The 19741-nt window shown below is 70.8% G+C and carries 19 protein-coding genes; 9 read left to right on the plus strand and 10 right to left on the minus strand.

Annotated elements, in window-relative coordinates:
• On the plus strand, positions 1-2316 hold the full coding sequence (locus G6O54_RS09575; RefSeq protein WP_165223883.1) for a protein kinase domain-containing protein: 2316 nt from the start codon (positions 1-3) through the stop codon (positions 2314-2316).
• Between the two features lie 30 nt (positions 2317-2346).
• Here G6O54_RS09575 and G6O54_RS09580 read toward each other — a convergent pair whose 3' ends face one another.
• Genes G6O54_RS09580 through G6O54_RS09590 form a run of 3 tightly spaced genes read right to left on the minus strand, consistent with a single transcriptional unit; the run spans position 2347 to position 6517 of the window.
• The gene (locus tag G6O54_RS09580) at positions 2347-2787 is read right to left on the minus strand and encodes a TIGR03067 domain-containing protein (RefSeq protein ID WP_165223886.1); all 441 of its coding nucleotides are present in this window, start codon (positions 2785-2787) and stop codon (positions 2347-2349) included.
• A gap of 17 nt (positions 2788-2804) precedes the next feature.
• A complete protein-coding gene (locus G6O54_RS09585) occupies positions 2805-3722 on the minus strand; it encodes an AraC family transcriptional regulator (protein WP_165223888.1) in 918 nt (305 codons plus the stop codon).
• A 5-nt stretch (positions 3723-3727) separates the two neighbouring features.
• A complete protein-coding gene (locus G6O54_RS09590; protein ID WP_205678723.1) occupies positions 3728-6517 on the minus strand; it encodes a serine/threonine-protein kinase in 2790 nt (929 codons plus the stop codon).
• A 165-nt stretch (positions 6518-6682) separates the two neighbouring features.
• On the opposite strand from G6O54_RS09590, the gene G6O54_RS09595 reads away from it, so the two are divergent.
• On the plus strand, positions 6683-7243 hold the full coding sequence (locus tag G6O54_RS09595) for a hypothetical protein (RefSeq protein WP_165223891.1): 561 nt from the start codon (positions 6683-6685) through the stop codon (positions 7241-7243).
• Positions 7244-7340: 97 nt separating this feature from the next.
• Here G6O54_RS09595 and G6O54_RS38755 read toward each other — a convergent pair whose 3' ends face one another.
• Genes G6O54_RS38755 through G6O54_RS09610 form a run of 3 tightly spaced genes read right to left on the minus strand, consistent with a single transcriptional unit; the run spans position 7341 to position 8883 of the window.
• Positions 7341-7739: a thioredoxin family protein gene (locus G6O54_RS38755; RefSeq protein ID WP_165223894.1), complete on the minus strand. Its 399-nt coding sequence runs from the start codon at positions 7737-7739 to the stop codon at positions 7341-7343.
• A gap of 16 nt (positions 7740-7755) precedes the next feature.
• On the minus strand, positions 7756-8250 hold the full coding sequence (locus tag G6O54_RS09605; protein WP_165223897.1) for a hypothetical protein: 495 nt from the start codon (positions 8248-8250) through the stop codon (positions 7756-7758).
• 51 nt (positions 8251-8301) lie between these two features.
• A complete protein-coding gene (locus G6O54_RS09610) occupies positions 8302-8883 on the minus strand; it encodes a hypothetical protein (RefSeq protein WP_165223900.1) in 582 nt (193 codons plus the stop codon).
• A gap of 532 nt (positions 8884-9415) precedes the next feature.
• Here G6O54_RS09610 and G6O54_RS09615 point away from each other — a divergent pair.
• On the plus strand, positions 9416-10420 hold the full coding sequence (locus G6O54_RS09615; RefSeq protein WP_165223903.1) for an alpha-L-fucosidase: 1005 nt from the start codon (positions 9416-9418) through the stop codon (positions 10418-10420).
• A gap of 26 nt (positions 10421-10446) precedes the next feature.
• Here G6O54_RS09615 and G6O54_RS09620 read toward each other — a convergent pair whose 3' ends face one another.
• The gene (locus G6O54_RS09620) at positions 10447-10935 is read right to left on the minus strand and encodes a hypothetical protein (protein WP_165223906.1); all 489 of its coding nucleotides are present in this window, start codon (positions 10933-10935) and stop codon (positions 10447-10449) included.
• A gap of 266 nt (positions 10936-11201) precedes the next feature.
• Between G6O54_RS09620 and G6O54_RS09625 the strand changes: the two genes are divergently transcribed.
• Positions 11202-11522 carry a DMT family transporter gene (locus tag G6O54_RS09625; RefSeq protein ID WP_165223909.1) on the plus strand — a complete coding sequence of 107 codons (321 nt, stop codon included), beginning with the start codon at positions 11202-11204 and terminating at the stop codon, positions 11520-11522.
• 35 nt (positions 11523-11557) lie between these two features.
• Here the strand turns inward: G6O54_RS09625 and G6O54_RS09630 are convergent, their stop codons facing one another.
• From G6O54_RS09630 to G6O54_RS09640, 3 genes are read right to left on the minus strand one after another with little or no spacing between them, the layout of a single operon-like run.
• Positions 11558-13012, minus strand: a complete 1455-nt coding sequence (locus G6O54_RS09630) for a sensor histidine kinase (protein WP_165223912.1) — start codon at positions 13010-13012, stop codon at positions 11558-11560.
• The gene (locus tag G6O54_RS09635) at positions 13009-13710 is read right to left on the minus strand and encodes a response regulator transcription factor (protein WP_165223914.1); all 702 of its coding nucleotides are present in this window, start codon (positions 13708-13710) and stop codon (positions 13009-13011) included. The genes G6O54_RS09630 and G6O54_RS09635 overlap by 4 nt, the downstream gene beginning before the upstream one ends.
• Before the next feature lie 33 nt (positions 13711-13743).
• Positions 13744-14223, minus strand: a complete 480-nt coding sequence (locus G6O54_RS09640; RefSeq protein WP_165223916.1) for a PepSY-like domain-containing protein — start codon at positions 14221-14223, stop codon at positions 13744-13746.
• A gap of 228 nt (positions 14224-14451) precedes the next feature.
• Here G6O54_RS09640 and G6O54_RS09645 point away from each other — a divergent pair, with 228 nt between their 5' ends.
• The 5 genes from G6O54_RS09645 to G6O54_RS09665 all read left to right on the plus strand — a co-directional run bounded on the left by G6O54_RS09645 (position 14452) and on the right by G6O54_RS09665 (position 19736).
• On the plus strand, positions 14452-15507 hold the full coding sequence (locus G6O54_RS09645; protein WP_165223918.1) for a bile acid:sodium symporter family protein: 1056 nt from the start codon (positions 14452-14454) through the stop codon (positions 15505-15507).
• Positions 15508-15647: 140 nt separating this feature from the next.
• Complete coding sequence (locus G6O54_RS09650) at positions 15648-16070, plus strand: hypothetical protein (protein ID WP_165223920.1); 423 nt, start codon at positions 15648-15650, stop codon at positions 16068-16070.
• 233 nt (positions 16071-16303) lie between these two features.
• Entirely contained in the window at positions 16304-16933 is a 630-nt protein-coding gene (locus G6O54_RS09655) for an ankyrin repeat domain-containing protein (RefSeq protein WP_165223922.1), read from the plus strand.
• A gap of 181 nt (positions 16934-17114) precedes the next feature.
• Positions 17115-18338 (plus strand): acyltransferase family protein, encoded by a 1224-nt coding sequence (locus G6O54_RS09660; protein WP_165223924.1) that lies wholly within the window; start codon positions 17115-17117, stop codon positions 18336-18338.
• Positions 18339-18377: 39 nt separating this feature from the next.
• Entirely contained in the window at positions 18378-19736 is a 1359-nt protein-coding gene (locus tag G6O54_RS09665; RefSeq protein WP_165223926.1) for a cytochrome P450, read from the plus strand.
• Positions 19737-19741 lie beyond the last annotated feature (5 nt).

The following is a 19741-nucleotide window of genomic DNA, read 5'->3' on the forward strand; positions in this document are numbered from 1 at the left end:
ATGAGCGACGCCGCAGACGCCCGAGGCCGCCTCGACTCCGTCGCCCTCGACCCCGAGGGCGCGCTGGACCTGGCGGTCTACGACTTCCACGCGGCGGCCGATCGCGGCGAATCCCCCCGCCCCGAGGACTGGGTCGCGGGCCATCCCGAGATCGCGGAGGAGCTGGCCGCCTACTTCGCGGACCTCGCCGCCTTCGCCGGCGGTCGCGCCGGGGCGGGCGAGGAGACCCGGGCCTATCCGCCGGGGGGCGAGTCGCCCCGGGGCTCCGGCAGGCTCGACCGGCCCCGCCCCGGGGACGAGCTGGGGGGCTACGTCCTGCTGGAGAAGCTCGGCGGAGGGGGCCAGGGCGAGGTCTGGAAGGCCCGCCACCTCAAGAGCAACGACGTCGTCGCCCTCAAGGTCCTGGACACCCGCGTCGATCAGGACGAATCGTCGGCCCGCCGCCTCACCGACGAGGCCCGGATCATCGCCGCGCTCCGGCATCCGAACATCATCCGGATCAAGTACTTCGACCACGACCGCGGCCGCGCGTTCATCGCGATGGACCTCATGGAGGGGGGCACGGTCGCGGACCGCTACAAGGGGACGCCCGCCCCGCCGGAGGTGGCCGCGACGCTCATGGAGAAGGTCGCCCGCGCGATCCACCACGCCCACACCCGGAATCCCGGCGTGCTCCACCTGGACCTGAAGCCCGCCAACGTGCTCCTGGACCCGGAAGGCGAGCCCAGGGTCTCCGACTTCGGCCTGGCCATCCGGGTGGAGTCCCTCGCCACGCTTGCGGCGTCCGGCTCCAGCTCCACGACCCTGAGCCCGGAGCTCGAGGCCGGGCCGGAGCCGGAGCCGGGACCGCCCGCCCCGCAGGACGAGACGGTCGCCTATCCCGACCCGGACCGCGACGACGAGGATGCCTCCCGGACGCTCTACCGCCTGGGGGCGGTCGGCACCTTCCCGTACATGTCGCCGGAGATGGCCGCGGGGCGGTGGGCGGATGTCTCCACGGCCTCCGACGTGTACGGCCTGGGGGCCATCCTCTACGCGATGCTGACCGGCCGGCCCCCGTTCCAGGGCAGGGACGGCGCCGAGACCGCGGCGATGGTCATCGAGGGGAACCTCGTCCCGCCCCGCCGCCTCAACCCCGAGGTGGACGCCGAGCTCCAGGCCATCTGCCTGAAGTGCCTGCACCGCGACCCGGCCCGCCGCTACGGCTCGGCCGACGCCCTGGCCAACGACCTGGCCCGTTGGCTCCGCCGCGAGCCGACCGTCGCCGGGGTCCCCTCCACCGGCAAGCACCTCCGCTTCTGGGCCCGCCGGCACCCGCTCCAGGTCGCCCTGGCGGCGATCGCCCTGGGGGTCCTCGGCGTGGTCGGCAGCTCGTTCAGCCAGCTCCGGTCGTCGAACCAGCGCGAGGCCGCGCGGCTCGCCCGCGACGTCGACGACAAGCTCCGGATGATCGGCCGCGCCATCGTCCGGTCCGCCCGCGACCCGAGGCTCGTGGACGCCTTCCGCAACCACGCCGGGTCGCCGAAGGAGCTCCGCCGGGCCCTCGACGCGTTCCTCGCCGAGATCTCCGAGGACTACAACTACTGGTTCGACCTCACCGACAGCCAGCCGCTGTTCAACGTCTACCTCGTCGATCCGTCCGGCACGCTCCTCGCCGACACGATCCCCGGCGGCGAGAAGTTCCTGGGGAAGGACTTCTCCCGCCGCGACTATTTCCGCGGCCTCCAGCGGCCGCCGCTCGACGAAGAACGCCACGCCTACTACGTCTCGCGGGTCTACCATTCGATCAAGGACGACCGCTACAAGGTGGCGATCGTCACCAGGGTCTGGGACGAGGAGGCCGGCCGATGGGTGGCCCTGCTGGTGGCCAACGTCACCGCCGGCTCGCATCTCGTGGACCTGGACATGGCCAACGAGCTCCCCGGCGCCGCGGTGGTCAGCCCGCCGGACTGGTCCTACACCGCCTTCGAGGCCACCCCGCCGGGCCGCTACGTCCTCCTCCTGAGCCCGGCCCACGCCACCGCCGACGCCCCCTTCGCCCCGATCTGGCGGGATGCGTCCGAGGTCCCGCGGATGGCCGCCTTCGACGCCGACCCGGACCTGAAAGAAGCCGTCCAGTACGCCCGCGACGGCGCCATGACGAACTACCACCGCGTCGGCCGGAGTCCCCTCGTCGTCGTCCTCCGCCACCCCTACCCCTGGCCGCTCAGCCTGCTGGCCACCCGTTGGGGACTGACCTTGCTGGCCCTGGCCGCCGCCTCCCCCGCCCTGTACGCGGCGCAGCGGCGGTATCGTGCCCGCCTGGCCAGCCTGTAGGGGCCGGCATGGTCCTTGGCCGACTCTCGCCTACTTCTTCCGCCTGTACACGGCCAGGAACAGCTTCGAGCCGGGCACCGACTTGAACTCGGTGGGACGGGCCTTGCCGGAGAGGTCGTAGCAGATCTTCAGGGAGTCGCCGTCGAGGACGTAGATGGACGGGAAGGTCTTGCCCCTGTTCGGGCCCTCGACCCCCTTCACGTCCATCGCCTTCGGCTCCTTGGCCGCGTCGATCGTGACGGTCCCCGTGTCGTCCGGCCCGGGGGACCTGGTCGTGTACGTCCCGTCCTTGAGCACCAGGGTCATCGTCTTCAGCACCTCGTCGGGCAGCTTGCGGCCGCCGACCTCGCCGGAGACGAATTCCCAGGTCCCTTCCATGGCCTTCGCCTCGTCCGCCTCGGCGGCACGGGCTGGCGCGGCGGTCGGGATGACGGCGACGACGGCGAATGCGGCGAGCATCAGTCGAAGCATGACGATCCTCCGGGGGACTACCGGCCCAGCGGCCGGATGGGTAGGCAGCAATCGAGATCGAGCTCGGTCCAGCCGGTGGCGGTCGGGTCGCGATGATACCACTCGAGTGCCGGCGCGGCCGTCGGCTGGTATCCGCTCCGGGGCAGCCAGCCGCGGAACAGGTGGGTCCACGCCCGGTACTCCATGTGGACGTCGCCCCGGCAGCGGACCACGGCGAACCGGCCGGCGGCGATGACGCCGGCGCTCACGCCGGCGTCGCCGTCGGCCCGTTCGCCCGTCGGCAGCGTCAGGCCCCAGTCGAACCGGTAGCGCTCCATCGGGGTGATCTCCGGGTCGTCGGGCGAGATGCCGAGCAGCCGCGACGTCGCCGCCAGGCGCCGGGCGCGGGCCCAGGCCATGAGCCGTTCGTGGGCCGCCATCGTCTTCTCCGGGTCGAATCCCCCGATCACGCGGACGTACGCGATCGGCTGCGCCGGCCGCTCGACGACCCGCACCCGGAAGCCGTCCGGGCTCTCGGCCGTCGCCTCGGCCTCGAAACCATACCCGCGATTGGGGAGCAACGCTTGGCGAATCTTGCTCTCTTCGAGCCATCGCCGCCGGCTGAACCCGCTCGGGGGGAACCCATACGCCTGGCGGAAGGCCTTCGAGAAGTCCGACGACGACGCGAACCCGGCCTCGAGCGCGATCCGGGTCAGCGACTCCTTCGGCCCGTGGGCCATCCGGAAGACCGCACGCTCGAGCCGCATCCGCCGGACGTACGCGTGCACGGGCTCGCCGACCAGCGAGCGGAAGACCCTGTGGAAGTGGAAGGGCGAGAACCGCGCGACCCTCGCCAACGAGCCGACCGAGTGCTCGGCGGCGGGGTCGGCGGCGATCCGATCGAGCACGCGATTGATCCGCTGCTCGTAGATCCGCAGCGAGTCGGAACGGGTCATCGGGCTTACGAGGCCTTGAGGGAAGGGCCGGCTCCCGGCCCCGGTGATCGGGCGTCGGGGTCGTGGCGGGTCGAGGGGACCTGCAGCCCGCCCCCGCCCTTCGGGCCGGGGTCGATCACGCCGCTGGCCCTCAGCAGGCTGGTCGCGTCGGCGAGCAGGCCGACGGTGTCGAGATCCTTCTCGTGCGGGTGCCGGGCGAGCCATTCCGCGGCCTGCTCGTAGCGGAAGCGGGCCTTGGCGCGGTCGCCCACGAGGCTCAGCGCCATCGCCTGCGGCAGCCAGTCGTGCGGGTCGCCGCCACCGCCGTGCAGGATCATGCCGTGGTCCAGGGCCTCGAGCGCGCCCTTCGGGTCGTTGGCGCGGATCCGCGCTATACCCAGGGTGTTCCAGAGCTCCCACCGGGACGGCGCCCGTTCCACGGCGCGGAGGCTCAGGTCGACGGCCCGCTTCGCCTCCTCGGCGGAGGCGCCGGGCCGCTTCACCAGCCGCCAGGATTCGTTGTTGAGCAGGACCGGATCGTTCGGATCCAGGTCCCTCGCGAGCAGGAGGATGCGGCCGGCCCGCTCCCGGTCGACGTCCTCCAGCGTCACGGCGATGCCGCTGCCGAACTGGGCGGCGGTGTAGCGCGCCTCCATCGAGCCGCCCCGCGCCTCGGAGGCGATGGTCTCCCAGATCTCCCCGGTCTCCAGGACCAGGGCGGCCGACTCCTCGGGGCGGTCGAGGCCATGGAGCGTGGCCGCGAGCCTGGCCAGGTCGCGCGCGAGCCGGAGTCGGTTCAGGACGAGGCGGCCGTCATCGGCGATCCCGGTGTGGGCCAGGCCCTGCCTCGGGAGGGGCCGCGAATCGGGCTTCTCCGCCACGACCCGGCGGAGCTCGACGACCCGGCGGTAGGACGCCTCGGCGTCCGCGAGCTGCCCCGTCTGGCTCTGGAAGGAGGCCAGGCTGGTCAGGGCGGCGGCCAGGCCGCTCCGCGTCTCGGAGGGGTCCTGCCGGGCGGCGACCTCGGCCTCGTAGAGCTCGATCGCCTTCCGATACGCGATCGACGGGTCGACCGAGAGGTAGGCGGGATGTCGCTTCATCTGGCGGAGCACCGCCTGGGAGTAGCCCATGCGGTGGTGGGCCGCCGCGACCATCTCGCGCATCTCCGGGTCGTCCCCGTAGAGGGCGATGATCTCCCGGTAGTAGTCGATCGCCCCGATGTAGAATTGATTGCTGCGCGGGTCCGCGTCCATGGCCTCCATCCGCCCCAGGGCATCGCCCGCCAGGGCATCGGCGATGGCGAAAGACTTCCGCAGGGCCTGGCGGGCCCGCTCGTTGTCCTCGCGGGCGAAGCGGTACGCGACCGCGAGCGCGGCGGAGCCGAGCGCCCCGCCGATGAGGATGACCGCCGCCGCGGTCGCCACGGCGGTCCGGTGCCGTCGTGCCCACCGCGCCAGCCGCTCCCCGGACGACGGCCGTCGCGCCAGGATCGGCCTGTCCTCGAGGAACCGCCTCAGGTCGTCGGCCAGGGCCGCGGCCGTGGCGTAGCGGTGCGCCGGGTCCTTGGCGATCGCCTTCAGGACGATCGTCTCCAGGTCCCGCGGCATCGTCGCCGCCAGGCCCCTCGGCGCGGGGGGCTCCTCCATGGCGATCTGGTGGAGCAGCTCGTGGCGGTCCTTGCCGTCGAAGGCCGGGCGGAGCGTCATCAGCTCATAGAGCGTGATCCCCAGCGAGTAGATGTCGGTCCGCTGGTCGACCACGCCGCGGCGCGCCGCCGCCTGCTCCGGGCTCATGTAGCGGAGGGTCCCCACCATCTCCCCCGTCCGCGTGAGGCCGTCCTCGCCCTGGAATCGCGCCAGGCCGAAGTCCGTGACCCACAGGTCCCCGCTCCGGTCGATCATCAGGTTCGCGGGCTTGATGTCGCGATGGAGCACCCCCATGCCGTGCGCGTGCTCCAGGGCCTCCGCCGCCTGCAGGCCCAGCCGCGCCGCGGCCCGGAAGAAGGCCGGCCCGCTCCCGGATTCGCCCGGCGGCTCCCACGGGGGGCCGCCCGAATGCCCCGGGTCCTCCGACGTCGTGGACAGGGCCGCCGGTCCGGTCACCTCCGCCGTGTCGTCCCCCCGCGGCGGGGCTTCCGCCGTCGAGGAATTCGGCAAATCCGGGGCGCCGTCGGGCGGCGCCGCCCCCGGCCCTGCCCGGGCCTGCTGGAGGTCACGGATCACCGCGGCGAGCGTGCGGCCCTCGATGAACTGCATCGCGTAGAAGTGGGCCCCGCGCTCGCTGCCCACGGCGAAGACCGGCACGATGTGGGGGTGGTGCAGGTGCGCCGCCGCCTGCGCCTCCAGTTGGAACCGCTGCCGCTGCGCCGGGTCGAGCGACGCGGCCGACGGCAGGACCTTCAGCGCGACCCGCCTCCCCAGGGCGATTTGCTCCGCCTCGTAGACGACGCCCATGCCTCCGCTGCCGACCACGCGGAGGATCCGGAACCCGCCCAGGCACGTCGATGGCGGGATCTCCTGCTCGGCCGGCGAGCACGACGGGTCGATGTCGGGGCTCGCCAGCGGCCATCCGGCCGACTGCACGAACGAGAGGCCGTCCAGGCATTCCTCCAGCGGGCCGGCGATCTCCGCATGCCGGGCGAGGAACGCCGCGCGATCGGGCCGCTGCATCCCCTCCCGCAGCGCCAGGTATTCCTCCAGCGCCGCCACGACGCGCGCGTCGTCATGGTCGATCGGCAGGACGTCCGTCCCGTCCTGCGGCTTCGGCTCGAAGGTAGACTCCCCTCGGCCCGCGGCTTGCGATGTCCGCTCGCCCATGGTACCCCCTGACTTCGAGCGGCCGACACGATCGAATTCCCACCGATTAGAACGGCAGCCGGAGCGGGTGTCCAGTTGAAGTGCCCCGCTTGCCGGCGCCCCGGCCGGGCCGATACCCTGCACCGGGCGTGTCGTCCGAAACTCTCGACGTCCGCGGAGGGTCCCATGGGCAACTTCTACGTGAACTTCTCGATCAAGGGGGCCGAGCCCCGGCGCGTCGCCGACGTCCTGGCCCGCGCGGGCCGGGTCGCGATCGTCACGCCGGTGCAGGTGGGCTACGTGGTGGCGTACGACGAGGAGGCCGACACCCAGGCGGTCCCGGAGATCGTGGAAGTCGGCGGCGTCCTCTCCCGCGATCTGGGGCTCCCCGTTTTCGCCGTTCTCAATCACGACGACGACATCCTGGCCTACTGGCTCTTCGAGCGGGGCGAACTCACCGACGCGTACAACGCGGGCCTCAGCCCCGGGGCCCTCACCACGCCCTGCCAGGATGGCGATGCGGCGACGCTCTGCGCCGCGCTCCGCCCCGACGCCGACGTGTCTGCCGTCGAGGCCATCCTCCGCGGCCCCGTGCTCCTCGCCGTCGACCGCCACCTCCAACTCGCCAAGGCCCTCCGCCTCCCCTCGTGGTCGGTGGGCCTCGGCTACGACTACGCCGCCGCCGGCGAGATCGACGTGGACCTTAAGGAAGGTGAGGCCCTGATCCGAGTGGGCGGACCGATGTAGGATCCGGCTCTGCCCGCGACCGGATGACCCTCAGGAGACCACGAACCGAGGACGACCGAGACACTCCGGACGCCACATGTTCGCTACTCCGTCAATCTCACCGCGTCCCGAAAGGTCGCCACCGCTTCGATTCGGATGATACCAACCGGACTTCAATCGCGGCAGCGAGGGTGTCCGGACCGCGGCATCCGACGATGGGCTCCCGCGGATCGCCATCCACCAGCACCACGAGAGTGGGGACGTTTCGGATGCGGCATCTCCGGGCCAGTTCGTCGTTCGCCGCGAGGTCGATGTTGCACGAGACGAAGTGGACCCGGCCCGCGAACCGCTCGCGGATCGGCTGAATGTTCCGATCCATCGTCGGGTCATGGCCGTTCCAGGGCGCCCAGAAATGCACGGCGAGGGCCGGATGCCGTTGCGCAAGGTCGTGGATCGACGCTCCCGAGATTTCGGGCGTGGAAGGGGTCCAGCCTGGGATGGGTCGAGGGTTCGTCATCGACCGCTCCAGAGATTCAGGCTTCGCTCCGCCGGGGGACTGAAGGAGCCGCGGGCAAGCCCCCTGGCATCAAGAAGGCCGCCGCCGCGGTTCCCGTTCGCGTGGCCGCCGCCGTGGGCCGGGTCGGCAGTCGGGAAACGCGGTGCAGGAACAGGGGCAACAGGAAGCAGACGACGGCCGCGACGAGCATGAAGGATAGGCCCAGGAGATACCGCACCCGATCCGATCGTACTGTCTTCAGGGCGAGCCGGTGGGCCGCGCCCAGGAGTGCCCCCAGCAAGCTCGCGACCGCGAGGCCGTAGGTTCCGTAGGCGAGCCAGCCTGACTGTGAAGGGCTGACACGGTAGGCGTCCAGCCAGGCCCAGCCCTCATCTCCCAGACGAACCGGACTACAGGCCGGAACGAGGATCAGGTGCGACAGCAGGAAGGTCAGCGCCGCCGTGAAAGTCGTATCGAGCGGGCTGAAAGCGTCGAGAAACGTCGGCCGCGGCTCGGAGACTTCCGGGGGCATGTCATGGGACCTCGTCCGCATCGTCGAGCCGGGTTCCTTCGCCGCGCCAGATCAGGCGCTCTGCCTTGCCGCGTCGGGTTCGTGGGACTCGCTCAGGGAGAAGCTGTGGATCAATGCGGAGACGAAGGGGATCTCGAGGATCGCCCCGTCGCTGAGGAGCACGCGATGGAGGAACATGCCTGGGCGATTCGAGACGATGTCGATCTCATCGTAGAGCCAGTGAGTGCGGCTCCGAGAGAACGGCCAGCCCTCGGGTGATTGATGACTGCGTACTCGATCCCAGAGGACATAGATCAGCGACGTGACTTCGTGATCCTGCCTGACCGACAGGATCGAGACCCCCGTCCAGGAGGGGAAGGGCTCGAGCGGACCAGGAGGAAAGACGGGTTCGACGGCTTGTTCGGAGGCCAGTATCTCCGCGTCGTGCAGGCAGAGGCTCGCCAGCCGCCTCACCTGCGAAGGCATCTGCTCCCGCAGGCCGTCGATGTGCGTGCGATAAGCGCGGATTGCCGTTTCCCATTCGTCATTCGCCTGATCCGCAGTCGCGTCGTCGGAGGAATTGAATCGGACGAACAGATCCGGGGTGAAGAACCTCATGACCTGGTCAGCGGGCTTTTCGGTTTGGGGTCTCATAGAAGGTGTGGCCTTCTGGTGGTCTGGGATCGGGTTGGAAGTGTGGAAGTGCGTCCGGGCCGCTGTTCGCGTGGGGCGGACAGCGCTTGACCGCCCCGTTTGCTGCCCCCTCGATGGCACCCGCCAGCCTCCTGTTGACGGCGAGGTCCGGCCCGCAGACGACGACGTCCAATCCGGCTCTCCTCCTGGCCTCCGCTTGGGCCTGGGTGATTTCCGAGCCCTTGCGGACCGCTCCGACCGCACCAAGGCTTGCCTCGAAGATGCGAGTCGGTGAAGCGGGGTCGTCCTGTCCCGGCTTCTTCTTTCTTGCCATGCCACTTTCCCCAGGTGGAAATCGTAGGCCCTACCATTCTAGCAGAACATGAGCTGGGAACCGATACGATCTCGATGGTGATTCGAATCCCAACAATTGGACTCAGTCCGGATTGGTGTAGCCTCTCGGCCGGCCCTTGAGATCGCCTGTTCGCAGTGCTCCAATGAGGGTCCGCGTCCCGATGGCCCGCCACGATCCTCTTCCGCCTGGACCCGCCCCATGATCCCTCTCCGATCGCTCGCCCTTCTAGCCCGCCGATCGATCTCGCCCTCCATCGCGTGTCTCGCACTGGTCCTGGCCATCTCGCCCGCATCGGCCCAGGACTCCCGCGCGGACTGGCTCCGCGACGCCGGGCACGGGGTCTTCATGCACTTCCTCCCCTCGGTCGCCGACGGACCGAAGGCGGTCGATGCGTTCGACGTCGAGGCGCTGGCGAGGCAGCTCGAGCGGGCCGGGGCGCGGTACTTCGTGCTCACGCTCGGCCAGAACTCGGGCTTCTTCAACGCCCCCAATGCGGCCTATGACCGGAGGACGGGATACTCGCCCGGCGAGCGGTGCGCGGCCCGCGACCTGCCGCTCGAGCTCTCTCGCGTGCTGGCCCCGCGGGGCATCCGGCTGATGCTCTACCTCCCCTGCCAGGCCCCCAACGGCGACCGCCGCGCCCAGGCCGCCTTCGGCCTCAAGGCCGCGGCCGGCGACCAGCACATCGACGAGGCCGCGGCGAGGGAATGGGCCAAGGTCATCGGCGAGTGGGCCGACCGCTATGGCGACCGGGTTTCGGGCTGGTGGTTCGACGGCGGATATGAGTGGGTCGGCTTCAATGAGTCGATCGCATCCCTTTATGCTCAGGCCGTCCGCCACGGCAACCCCCGCGCCCTCGTCACGTTCAATCCGGGCGTGAAGCTGATCCGCTGGACGAGGGCCGAGGACTACACCGCCGGCGAGCTGAACGAGCCCTTCGATCAGCGCCCCTCATCTCGATTCGTCGACGGCTCGCAGTGGCACGCGCTCACGTTCCTGGGCAAGACGTGGGGCGCCCGCGACTGCCGCTTCCCGTCCGACCGCTGGGCCGAATGGGTCCGCGCCGTGAACGCGAAGGGGGGCGCCGTCACCCTCGACGTCGGCCCGAATTACGACCCCGGCGTCGGGCCCGTCGGGGCGATCTCCGATGCCCAATGGAAGCAGCTCGAGGCGATCGCGAAGGGGGCCGGGAGCCGGCCGTAGGACAGCGGAGCGACCTCGGACTCTGATCACGCCGCCTGTGCGGCCGGCGCCCGGAACCCGACCAGGGACCGGTAACCCATGAAGAGGAAGCCCGCCAGGGCGAGGAGCTGCACGGCCAGGAACGGGGCCTCGGACTGCGTCGGGGCCAGCGCCTTGAGCGCGGGGACCTTCTGGAAGGACTGGACGATCAGCACGATGAAATTCAGGTAGAAGGCCAGCATCGCGGTGACCACGTAGAGGCCGCGGTGGGCCCCGATGAGCCCGCGGGCATAGCGCGCGTAGAGCGCGGCGGCCAGGAGGATCAGCGACAGGACTCCGAAGACGATGCCCGGCGTGATGCCCTTGAACGGGAAGAGGAACCCGGTCACGCTCGTGGCGATCGTGGTCGCCAGGAAGAACGCCGTCCAGCGGTCGAGCCGCCGGCCCGTCATCATCCCGAACGCGACGACGAAGCCCGCGGCGATGGCCGCCAGGCTGATGGCGACGTGGCCGAAGGTCAGCGCTTCAAGGCTCATGAACATGACTTGCTCCCGAGGAGTCCAGGATTCGGCGTCGCTCTCGGCCCGGCGGGGCGGCATCCATGACCTCGATGCCGATCGATACAGCGGAAGTGTACCGGCCTCATCAAGGGGCGGGGCCGCGCCCCCTGGAACTCGGCCGGGCGGCGGATAGAATGAACCTCGTGGGGACGACCCCATGCCGGCCCGGGATGGGATGGTCCCCGGGGGCGAGATCGGACGGGGACGACCTCGTCGCACTCACTCCGAGGGGAGAGGGAGCGATGGCCTGGGTCGTCCTGATCGTCGCCGGCCTGTTCGAGGTCGGATGGTCGGTCTGCCTGAAGTACGCACGAGGATTCACGGAGCCCTGGCCGACCGCCGGCTTCCTCCTCTTCACCGCGGCGAGCGTCGGCCTCCTGGGCGTCGCGCTGAGGTCCCTGCCGCTGGGCACGGCCTACACGGTCTGGACCGGCATCGGCGCCGTCGGGGCGGTGGCCCTGGGGGTCGTCCTCTTCGGCGAGTCGATGGATCCCCGCCGACTGGCGTGCGTCGGCCTGATCGTCGCGGGGATCGTCGGGCTGAAGGTCCTCTCGCCCCATTGACCGCGACGCGCCGGGATGCGAGTCGGTCGATGGCATCAGGCCGGGCCCGGCGGCCCCCCGTCGGCGGGGCCCGCCGCCGGCAGATCGACCGTGAAGGTCGCGCCCCGGCCGGGCTGGCTGTCGGCACGCAGCCGGCCGCCGCAGGCGGCGGCGATCCGCGCGGCGATCGAGAGCCCCAGGCCCGTGCCGCCGGGGCCTCCCAGTCGGGCGGAATCCGCCCGATAGAAGGGTTCGAAGACGCGGCCCAGGTCGTCTCCCGAGAGGCCCGGTCCGGAGTCCCGGACGTGGAACGAGACCTCACCGTCGTGTCGCCGGAGCCGGACCTCGATCGGCGTGCCGGGCGGGCTGTACTTGGCCGCGTTGTCGAGCAGGTTGTCCAGCAGCTCGGCCAGGAGGGGCGGGTGGGCGAGGGCCCGGCACGAATCCCCGGCGTCGGCCTCGAGGACGACGTCGGCCCGCCGAGGGTCGGGCCAGGAGGAGAGGTGCGCCCGTAGCCAGGCCTCGAGTGGGACCTCCTCGAGCGACGGCCGACGGGCCTCGGCGTCGGCCCTCGAGAGGAACAGGAGGCCGTCGACGATCTGGCGGAGGTGCCGCGTCTTCGACCGGACGAGCGCGAGCACCCGGCGGTACTCCTCCGGCCGCCGGTCCTGGCGGAGGGCCAGGTCCACCTGCCCCTGGAGCGAGGTCAGCGGCGTGCGGAGCTGGTGGGAGGCATCGCCGGCGAATCGTTGCTGCCGCTCCAGGGCTTCGCCCAGGCGGTTGAGGAGCCCGTTGAACGAGCGGCCGAGCTCCGCGAGCTCGTCGTCGGCGGCGGGGATCTGCAGCCGGCGGCCCGGCTCGTCGGCGCCGATCGCGTGGGCGGCCGCGGCCATCTCCGCCAGGGGCCGCAGCGCCGCGTGGCAGAGCCGGCGGCCCGTCAGCAGGGCGAGCGTCCAGATCGCCAGCGAGAGGCCGGCCAGCGTCGCCGCCAGGTTCCGGAGGGTCGACCGGACGCCATCCAGCGAGATCGCGACGGACAGGATCAGCGCGTCATGGTGGCCCGGGGCGACCGGGGGAGGTTCCTCGTCCCGGGGCCGCGGCCGCTCGATGCGGCGGCTCATGGCCCGCCACGGCATGCCGGAGGCGTCCGTGAACGCGGCGGGATGACGAACCGAAGGTCCGAGGAGGCCCAGGAAGCCGCCGATCTCCGCCGTCGCCGAGTCGTCGACCCGCTCGCCCTTCTCGTCGGCGATCCGCCAGGCGAGCCGGCCCTCCAGGCCCTGCCGACCGAAGGCGAGCCGGCGTTCGTCGGGCTCCCACTCCACCCCCTCCGACCCGATCTCGGCCGCCGCGGTCAGCGTGTCGAGGGCCGCCACGAGCCGGCCCTCCGCCTGGCGGTGCAGGTGCCGCGCGGCCATCGCGTACAGCCCGGCCGAGAATCCGGCCAGGACCGCGGCCATTGCGGCGACATAGTACACGGTCAGCCTTGTCCCGATGGGCAGCGTCTTCACGCCTTATCCGCCTCGCCCCGAGGGGCCTCCCCGAAGAGGTAGCCGCGGCCCCTCAGGGTGTGGATCAGCCGGCCGCCGCGGGACTCGAGCGCCTTGCGGAGCTGCATGACGTGGAACTCCAGCGTGTTCGAGACCCCGTCGTACCGCTCCTCCCAGACGCGCTCGTAGATCCTCGTCCGGGAGAGGACCTCGTCCGGGTGGCGGAGGAAGAAGACGAGCAGCGCATGCTCCTTGGCGGTCAGCTCGAGCCGATGCCCGCCCCGCTCGACGCGATGCGTCGCCAGGTCCACGCGGACGTCGGCGTAGCTCAGGACGTTGGAGGCCGCGGCGCTCGCCTGGCGGCGTGAGAGGGCGCGGACGCGGGCCAGGAGTTCCTCGTAGTCGAACGGCTTGCACAGGTAGTCATCGGCGCCGGCATCGAGCCCGCGGACGCGGTCGGAGACGGCGTCGCGGGCGGTCAGGAAGAGGACCGGCGTGGGATCTCCGGCCTGCCGGAAGCGGCGGAGCAGGGTCAGGCCATCGGCGCCGGGGAGCCACCAGTCGAGCACCACGACGTCCCACGGGCCTCGCGACAGGGCGTGGCCGCCGTCGATCCCGTCGGCCGCGTGCTCGACCGTGTAGCCCTCCTCGCGGAGCCCCCGGACCACGAAGTCGGCGATCTCTGCGTCATCCTCGATCACCAGGATCCGGATTCCCATCGACGGACGCTCCTGCGGTTCTTGCCTCCGCGGTCAGTCCTCTCGCTCCTCCTCGAGGATCTTACCCTTCGGGGAGATCTCGAGCTCGACCTCCTTCTTGTCCTCGAGGGCCAGCTTGACCTCGTAGACGGTCTCCTCGCCGCCGGCCTTGAATTCGACGACCTCCTCGGCCCCCTTGACGCTGGCCGTGGGATATTTCGCCTTGACGGCGGCCGTGACGGCTTCGGGGAGCCTGGCGGCGTCGATCTTCTTCTCGATGGCGAGGAGCTTGCCCTCGGGGGAGACGACGACATCGGCCTTCTTCCCGGCGTCCTCGACGGTGACCTCGTAGGAGGTTTTGCCGTCCTCGACCTCCTTCTCGGCCTTCGTCAGCTTGGCCGCCGGGAACTTCGCCTTCACGGCGTCGGACACGGCCTTCGGCAGGTCCTCGACCTTGATCTTCTCGTCGTCGGCCCGGCTCAGCCCGAACGAGCCGGCCAGCAGGCCCAGCGAGAGCAGCACGGCGGTTGTCATGATTCTCCTCCTGGCGATGGAACGTCCCGAGGCGGCCCGGCCCCCTCCGCGGCGGCCGTCCCTCGGCGTCGGGAATGATATCCGGAGTCGATGAGCGGGCCATGAGCCGGAGATAAGAACGATCTTATCGAGCCCTCACGGTCCCCTCGCGGTCGATCCCTATCCTTCCTTCGGTGAGGCCGAAGCGGCCCCGCGACCGCGAGACCCCGAATCACGAAGGATGGACCCATGACCCCGATCCCGGACAGGCTCTCCGCCGTATCGCACTTCCTGCACCGCCACCTGCTCAAGCTGATCCTCCTGAGCTACGGGCTGGCCGCCGCGCTCCCGGGGCCGGGGCTCCGGATCAAGGAGTCGGACGTCCTCGGGCTCTTCGGGCTGCCCGGCGGGTCCGGGGTGACGGCGCCGAAGGTCCTGCTCGGGCTCCTCCTGTTCAATGCGGGCCTGCGGGTCCGGGTCGGGCGGATCGGCCAGCTCGCCGGCCGCCCGGGGATGGTGCTCGCGGGCCTGGCGGCGAACCTGGCGGTGCCGACGGCCTTCCTGGCCCTCATGATCCCGATGCTGGGCGCCTGGCACAATCCCGACGAGGCGGCGGTCGTGCTCGTCGGCCTGGCCCTGGTGTCGTCGATGCCGATCGCCGGATCGTCCGCCGGCTGGGCGCAGGCGGCCGACGGCGACATGGCGCTGAGCCTGGGCCTGGTCCTGGGCTCGACGCTGCTGAGCCCGCTGTCCACCCCCGCGACGTTGCACGCGCTGGGGCTCCTCGCCCCCGGCGCCTACGCCGGCCAGCTCCACCAGCTTGCCGGGCGAGGCACCGGGACGTTCCTGGCCGCGTGGGTGCTGCTCCCCTCCGTGCTGGGCATCGCCGCGCGGGCGACACTCGGAGAGGGCCTCGCTCCGGCCGTCGAGCGGCGGCTCAAGGTCGTCGCCCCGGCGACGCTGATGATCCTCTGCTACGCCAACGCCTCGGCCTGCCTGCCGCAGGCGATCCGCAATCCGGACTGGGACTTCCTGGTGATCGTCCTGGCCTTCGTGACGGGCCTCTGCACGCTGACCTTCGCCGCCGGCCACCTCGTCGGCCGGCTGGTCGGCGCGGACCGGGCCCAGCGCGTGGCCCTGATGTTCGGGCTGGGGATGAACAACAACGGCACCGGCCTGGTGCTGGCGTCCACCGCGATGGCGGCGACCCCGCTGGCGATGCTGCCGATCATCGTCTACAACCTGGCCCAGCACCTGATCGCCGGCGGCGTCGATGCCCTGCTCCGTCGGGCCGACCCGGCGTGAGGGCTCGACGACGCCCGGGTCGCGAGGCGGCCCGCAAGCTTGACGGGGCGGGGCCGGTCCGGAGCGGAGTCACGCCCCCGCCCCGGCCGCTATGATGGACGCTGGACATCGTCCTCCGCCCGAATCCCGGAGCTGCCGTGGTGACCGAACCCTTCCTCGTGCGCGCGAAGCGCGGCCGCAAGCTCGTCGATCCGGTCAACTCCGTCGCCTGGTTCGCCATGGATGGGTTCTGGCTGGCCCAGCTTCCGGTTCCCGCCTATGTGGCGCTGGTGGTGACCCTCTCCACGGGCGGCCTGCTCTTCCTTTGGAGCCGCCGGCGCGACGAGGACCTGGCCCTGAACTCCTGGATGTGGATGAACGCCTTCTGGATGGTCTCGGACCTCAACGAGTACGAGGCTCTGCGGAAGGCCGCCCTGGCCGTGGGCTGCGTCGGGGGCCTCATCCTGGCGATCTCGCTGAGGCCGTCGAACCGGCGGCGGAAGCCGCTGAGGCATTTCAGGAGGATTCGGCTCGGCGGCGGAATCAGGAGGCGTCGAGCTCGTTGGCGACGGAAACGGCCCTGAGGGAATGGGGAAACGACTCGAGCCAGTCGCCCGAGCCGGCGCCGGCCGGACCGTGCACGGTTCCCGGGTCGCGCCCGCCTGATTTGAGCCGCGGCGGGTCCCGCATCGCCGTTCCATCCTGGCCGGATGGAAGCGGTCGGCCGTTCGACCGACTTGATCGCCGTTGCGTGCTCGCGGAGGATGGGGATCGCCCGGATGACCGCCCGCAATCTTCTCGAATCGGGGAATCCCCAATGACGGCTCCGATCTCTCGTCGGTCGTTCACCACGTCGATCGGCACGAGCGCCGTGCTTGCTTCCGCGGTCGATCCGGCTTCGGCCGACGACCAGCCCAGGGCCGCCGCGGCCCCTCGTCCCGTGGAGGCCGCATTCGAGCGCGACTACCCGGCGCCCGGGTTCAAGCCCGGCTGGAAGAAGCCGCAGATCAACCGGCTCCTCGTGCAGGACTTCGTCATCTATGCCCACTCGGACCTGAACATGACGAGGACGCTGCTCGACAAGGAGCCGGCGCTGCTGAACGCCGCGATGGACTGGGGCGGCGGGGACTGGGAGACCGGCCTGGGCGGGGCGTCGCACATGGGGCGTCACGATATCGTCGAGTTCCTCCTCGGCCGCGGGGCCCGCATCGACCTCTTCTGCGCCGCCATGATGGGTCGTCTCGACGCGGTCAAGTCGTTCCTCGCCCTTCAGCCCGCGCTCATCGACGCCAAAGGGCCGCACGGCTTCACGCTCCATTTCCACGCGCAGGTCGGGGGCAAGGGCGCGGAGGCCGTCCTGGACTATCTCCAATCGATCAAGAAGGTCGAGCTGAAGCCGAACCCATTCCTCAAGCCCCCCGCCAGCTCGGCCCCGCCGGCGAAGTGATCGGGGAGCACGTCCGCTTTCGAGCGGATCGGCCAGGCGGGACCGAGGGGCAGGCTGGTTGCCCCCCCGGGCCGTCGAGCCTGCGCGTCCCCTTCCCGCCCGGGGGGCGGTCCTTTAGAATCGTCGGCCATCACCGCGGCCGGGGCCGCACGACGACGCATCCTCCGAGGGCGGAGCATCCATGACTGAGCCGGAATGGGACGAGGCGATCGTGACGGACCCCACCGAGGCCGCCCGGGCGGCATCTGTTCAGCCCGACTTCGAGCCGGCCGTCGAGGCCCAGGCGAGCACCACTCCGCCCGGATCGCGGCTGCTCTCCATCGATGCCCTCCGCGGGTTCGACATGTTCTGGATCGTCGGGGGCGACGACCTGGCGCGGAGCCTCACCAAATGGTGGGGGACGCCCGCGGCCATGGAGCTGCACGAGCAATTCGAGCACGTCGACTGGGCCGGCTTCCGGTTCTATGACCTCATCTTCCCCCTCTTCCTCTTCCTGGTTGGGGCCGTCCTGCCGTTCTCGCTGGCGAAATACGCCGGGCCCGACAACTCCAAGAGCGGGCCCCTGCTCCGGATCGCCCGGCGGGTCCTGGTGCTCTATCTGCTGGGCCTGATCTACAGCGGCCTGCTCAACTTCCACTTCCCCATGCGGATGACCGGCGTGTTGCCGCGGATCGCCTTCTGCTACGGCGCCGCGGCGGTCATCTACCTGTTCACGACCGTCCGCGTTCGGGCCATCATCCTCGTGGCCATCCTCCTGGGCTACTGGGCAATCCTGGCCCTGATCCCCGCCCCGGAGACGGGCAAGCGCGGCGATTACGCCAAGGAGACGAACCTCGCCGGCTACATCGACCGCCACTACCTGCCGGGCAAGATCTTCGACGGCTACTACAAGTACGGCGACAACGAGGGCCTCCTCTCGATGATCCCGGCGGTCGCCACCGCGCTCCTCGGCGTGATGGCCGGCACCTGGCTGCGGACCGATCGGAAGCCCTGGCTGAAGGTCGGGGTGCTAATCGCGGCGGGGGCCGCCTCGGTCGCCCTCGGCTACGCCTGGGATCCCGTCTTCCCGATCATCAAGAACCTCTGGACGAGCTCGTTCGTGCTGGTCGCCGGGGGCTTCAGCCTGATCCTGCTGGGGCTCTTCTACGCGATCATCGACGTGATCAGGCTCCGCGGCTGGGCGTTCTTCTTCGTCGTCATCGGCATGAACGCGATCACCATCTACATCGGGACGCGGCTGATCCCCTTCGATGACATCGCGAAGACCCTGTTCGGCGGCACGGCTCGCATCGCCAACGGCTACTCCCCGGGCCTCCAGGGCGTGATCCTGGCGGTGGGCACCCTGGCCCTGGAATGGCTCTTCCTCCTGGATCTCTACCGCCGGAAGATCTTCCTGCGGGTCTGATCGGATCGGTCCTTCGAGTCGCCGCGGGGGGACTGCAACGTGAGTACGACCGCGACCCTGGGACGGCCCGTCCCGCCGGGGCCCAAGCAGCACTGGCTCGCCGGCAACCTGCGGGAGTTCAGCCGGGACCGGCTGGGGGCGCTCACGCGCTGGCATCGCGAATACGGCGACGTGGTCTGGGCCCGATTCGGGCCCAGGCCCATCGTCTTCGTCAATCATCCGGACCTGGTGGAGACGGTCCTCGTCGAGCAGAATCGCAAGTTCATCAAGCACTATCGCCTCCGGTCCGCGACCCGGACGCTCGGCAAGGGGCTGCTCACCAGCGAGGGGGACTTCTGGCGAGGGCAGCGGAAGCTCGCCCAGCCGGCCTTCCACCGCGAGCGGATCGCCGGATACGCGAGCTCGATGGTCGAGGCCACGACGCGGATGCTCGAGACCTGGCAGGACGGCCAGGCCCGCGACGTCCAGGACGACATGATGCGGCTGACGCTCGAGATCGTCCTCATCACCCTCTTCGGCGCCGGCAGCGGCGGGGCCTCGGGCGAGGCCAGCGAGGCGATGGAGACGCTCGCCAACGCCTTCATCAAGAACACGAGCCGGCTGATCCCCGTCCCCCCCTGGCTGCCGACCCCCCAGAACGTGCGGACCGAACGCGCGGCGAAGCGGCTGGACGACATCATCCTGGGGATCATCGCCGACCGCCGGAAGGGCGGCGCGGACCGGGGCGACCTGCTCTCCATGCTCCTGCACGCGCAGGACGAGGAGAGCGGCCGGCGGATGACCGACGCCCAGCTCCGGGACGAGGCGATGACCCTCTTCATGGCCGGCCACGAGACCACCGCCAACACGCTGGCCTGGGCCTTCTGCCTGCTGGCCGGCCACCCGGAGGCCGAGGCGGCGCTGCACGCGGAGCTCGACTCCGTGCTCGGCGGCCGGCCCCCGTCGCTCGCGGACCTGCCGCGGCTGCCGTACACGTCGGCGGTCATCAACGAGACCCTCCGCATCTACCCGACGGTCTGGATGCTCGGCCGCGAGGCGATCGAGCCGGTGGAGCTGGGCGGCTACCGTTTCCCGGCCGGCCAGACGATCTTCATGCCCCAGTGGACGATCCACCGCGACCCCCGATGGTTCGACGACCCCGAATCGTTCCGCCCCGACCGCTGGGAGCCCGGCCGCAAGCTCCTGGAATCGATCCCCCGCTACGCCTATTTCCCGTTCGGGGGAGGGCCGAGGATCTGCATCGGCAACAGCTTCGCCCTCATGGAATCCGCCCTCCTGCTGGCCTCCATCGCCGGCCGTTACCGGATCCGCCTGGCGGCCGACGCCCGGATCGCCTTCCTGCCGACCATGACCCTACGCCCGGCCCACGGGGTGAGGGCGGTTATCTCCCGTCGCTGACGGAC

It is taken from the genome of Aquisphaera insulae (assembly GCF_011064615.1).
Taxonomy (GTDB): Bacteria; Planctomycetota; Planctomycetia; order Isosphaerales; family Isosphaeraceae; genus Aquisphaera; species Aquisphaera insulae.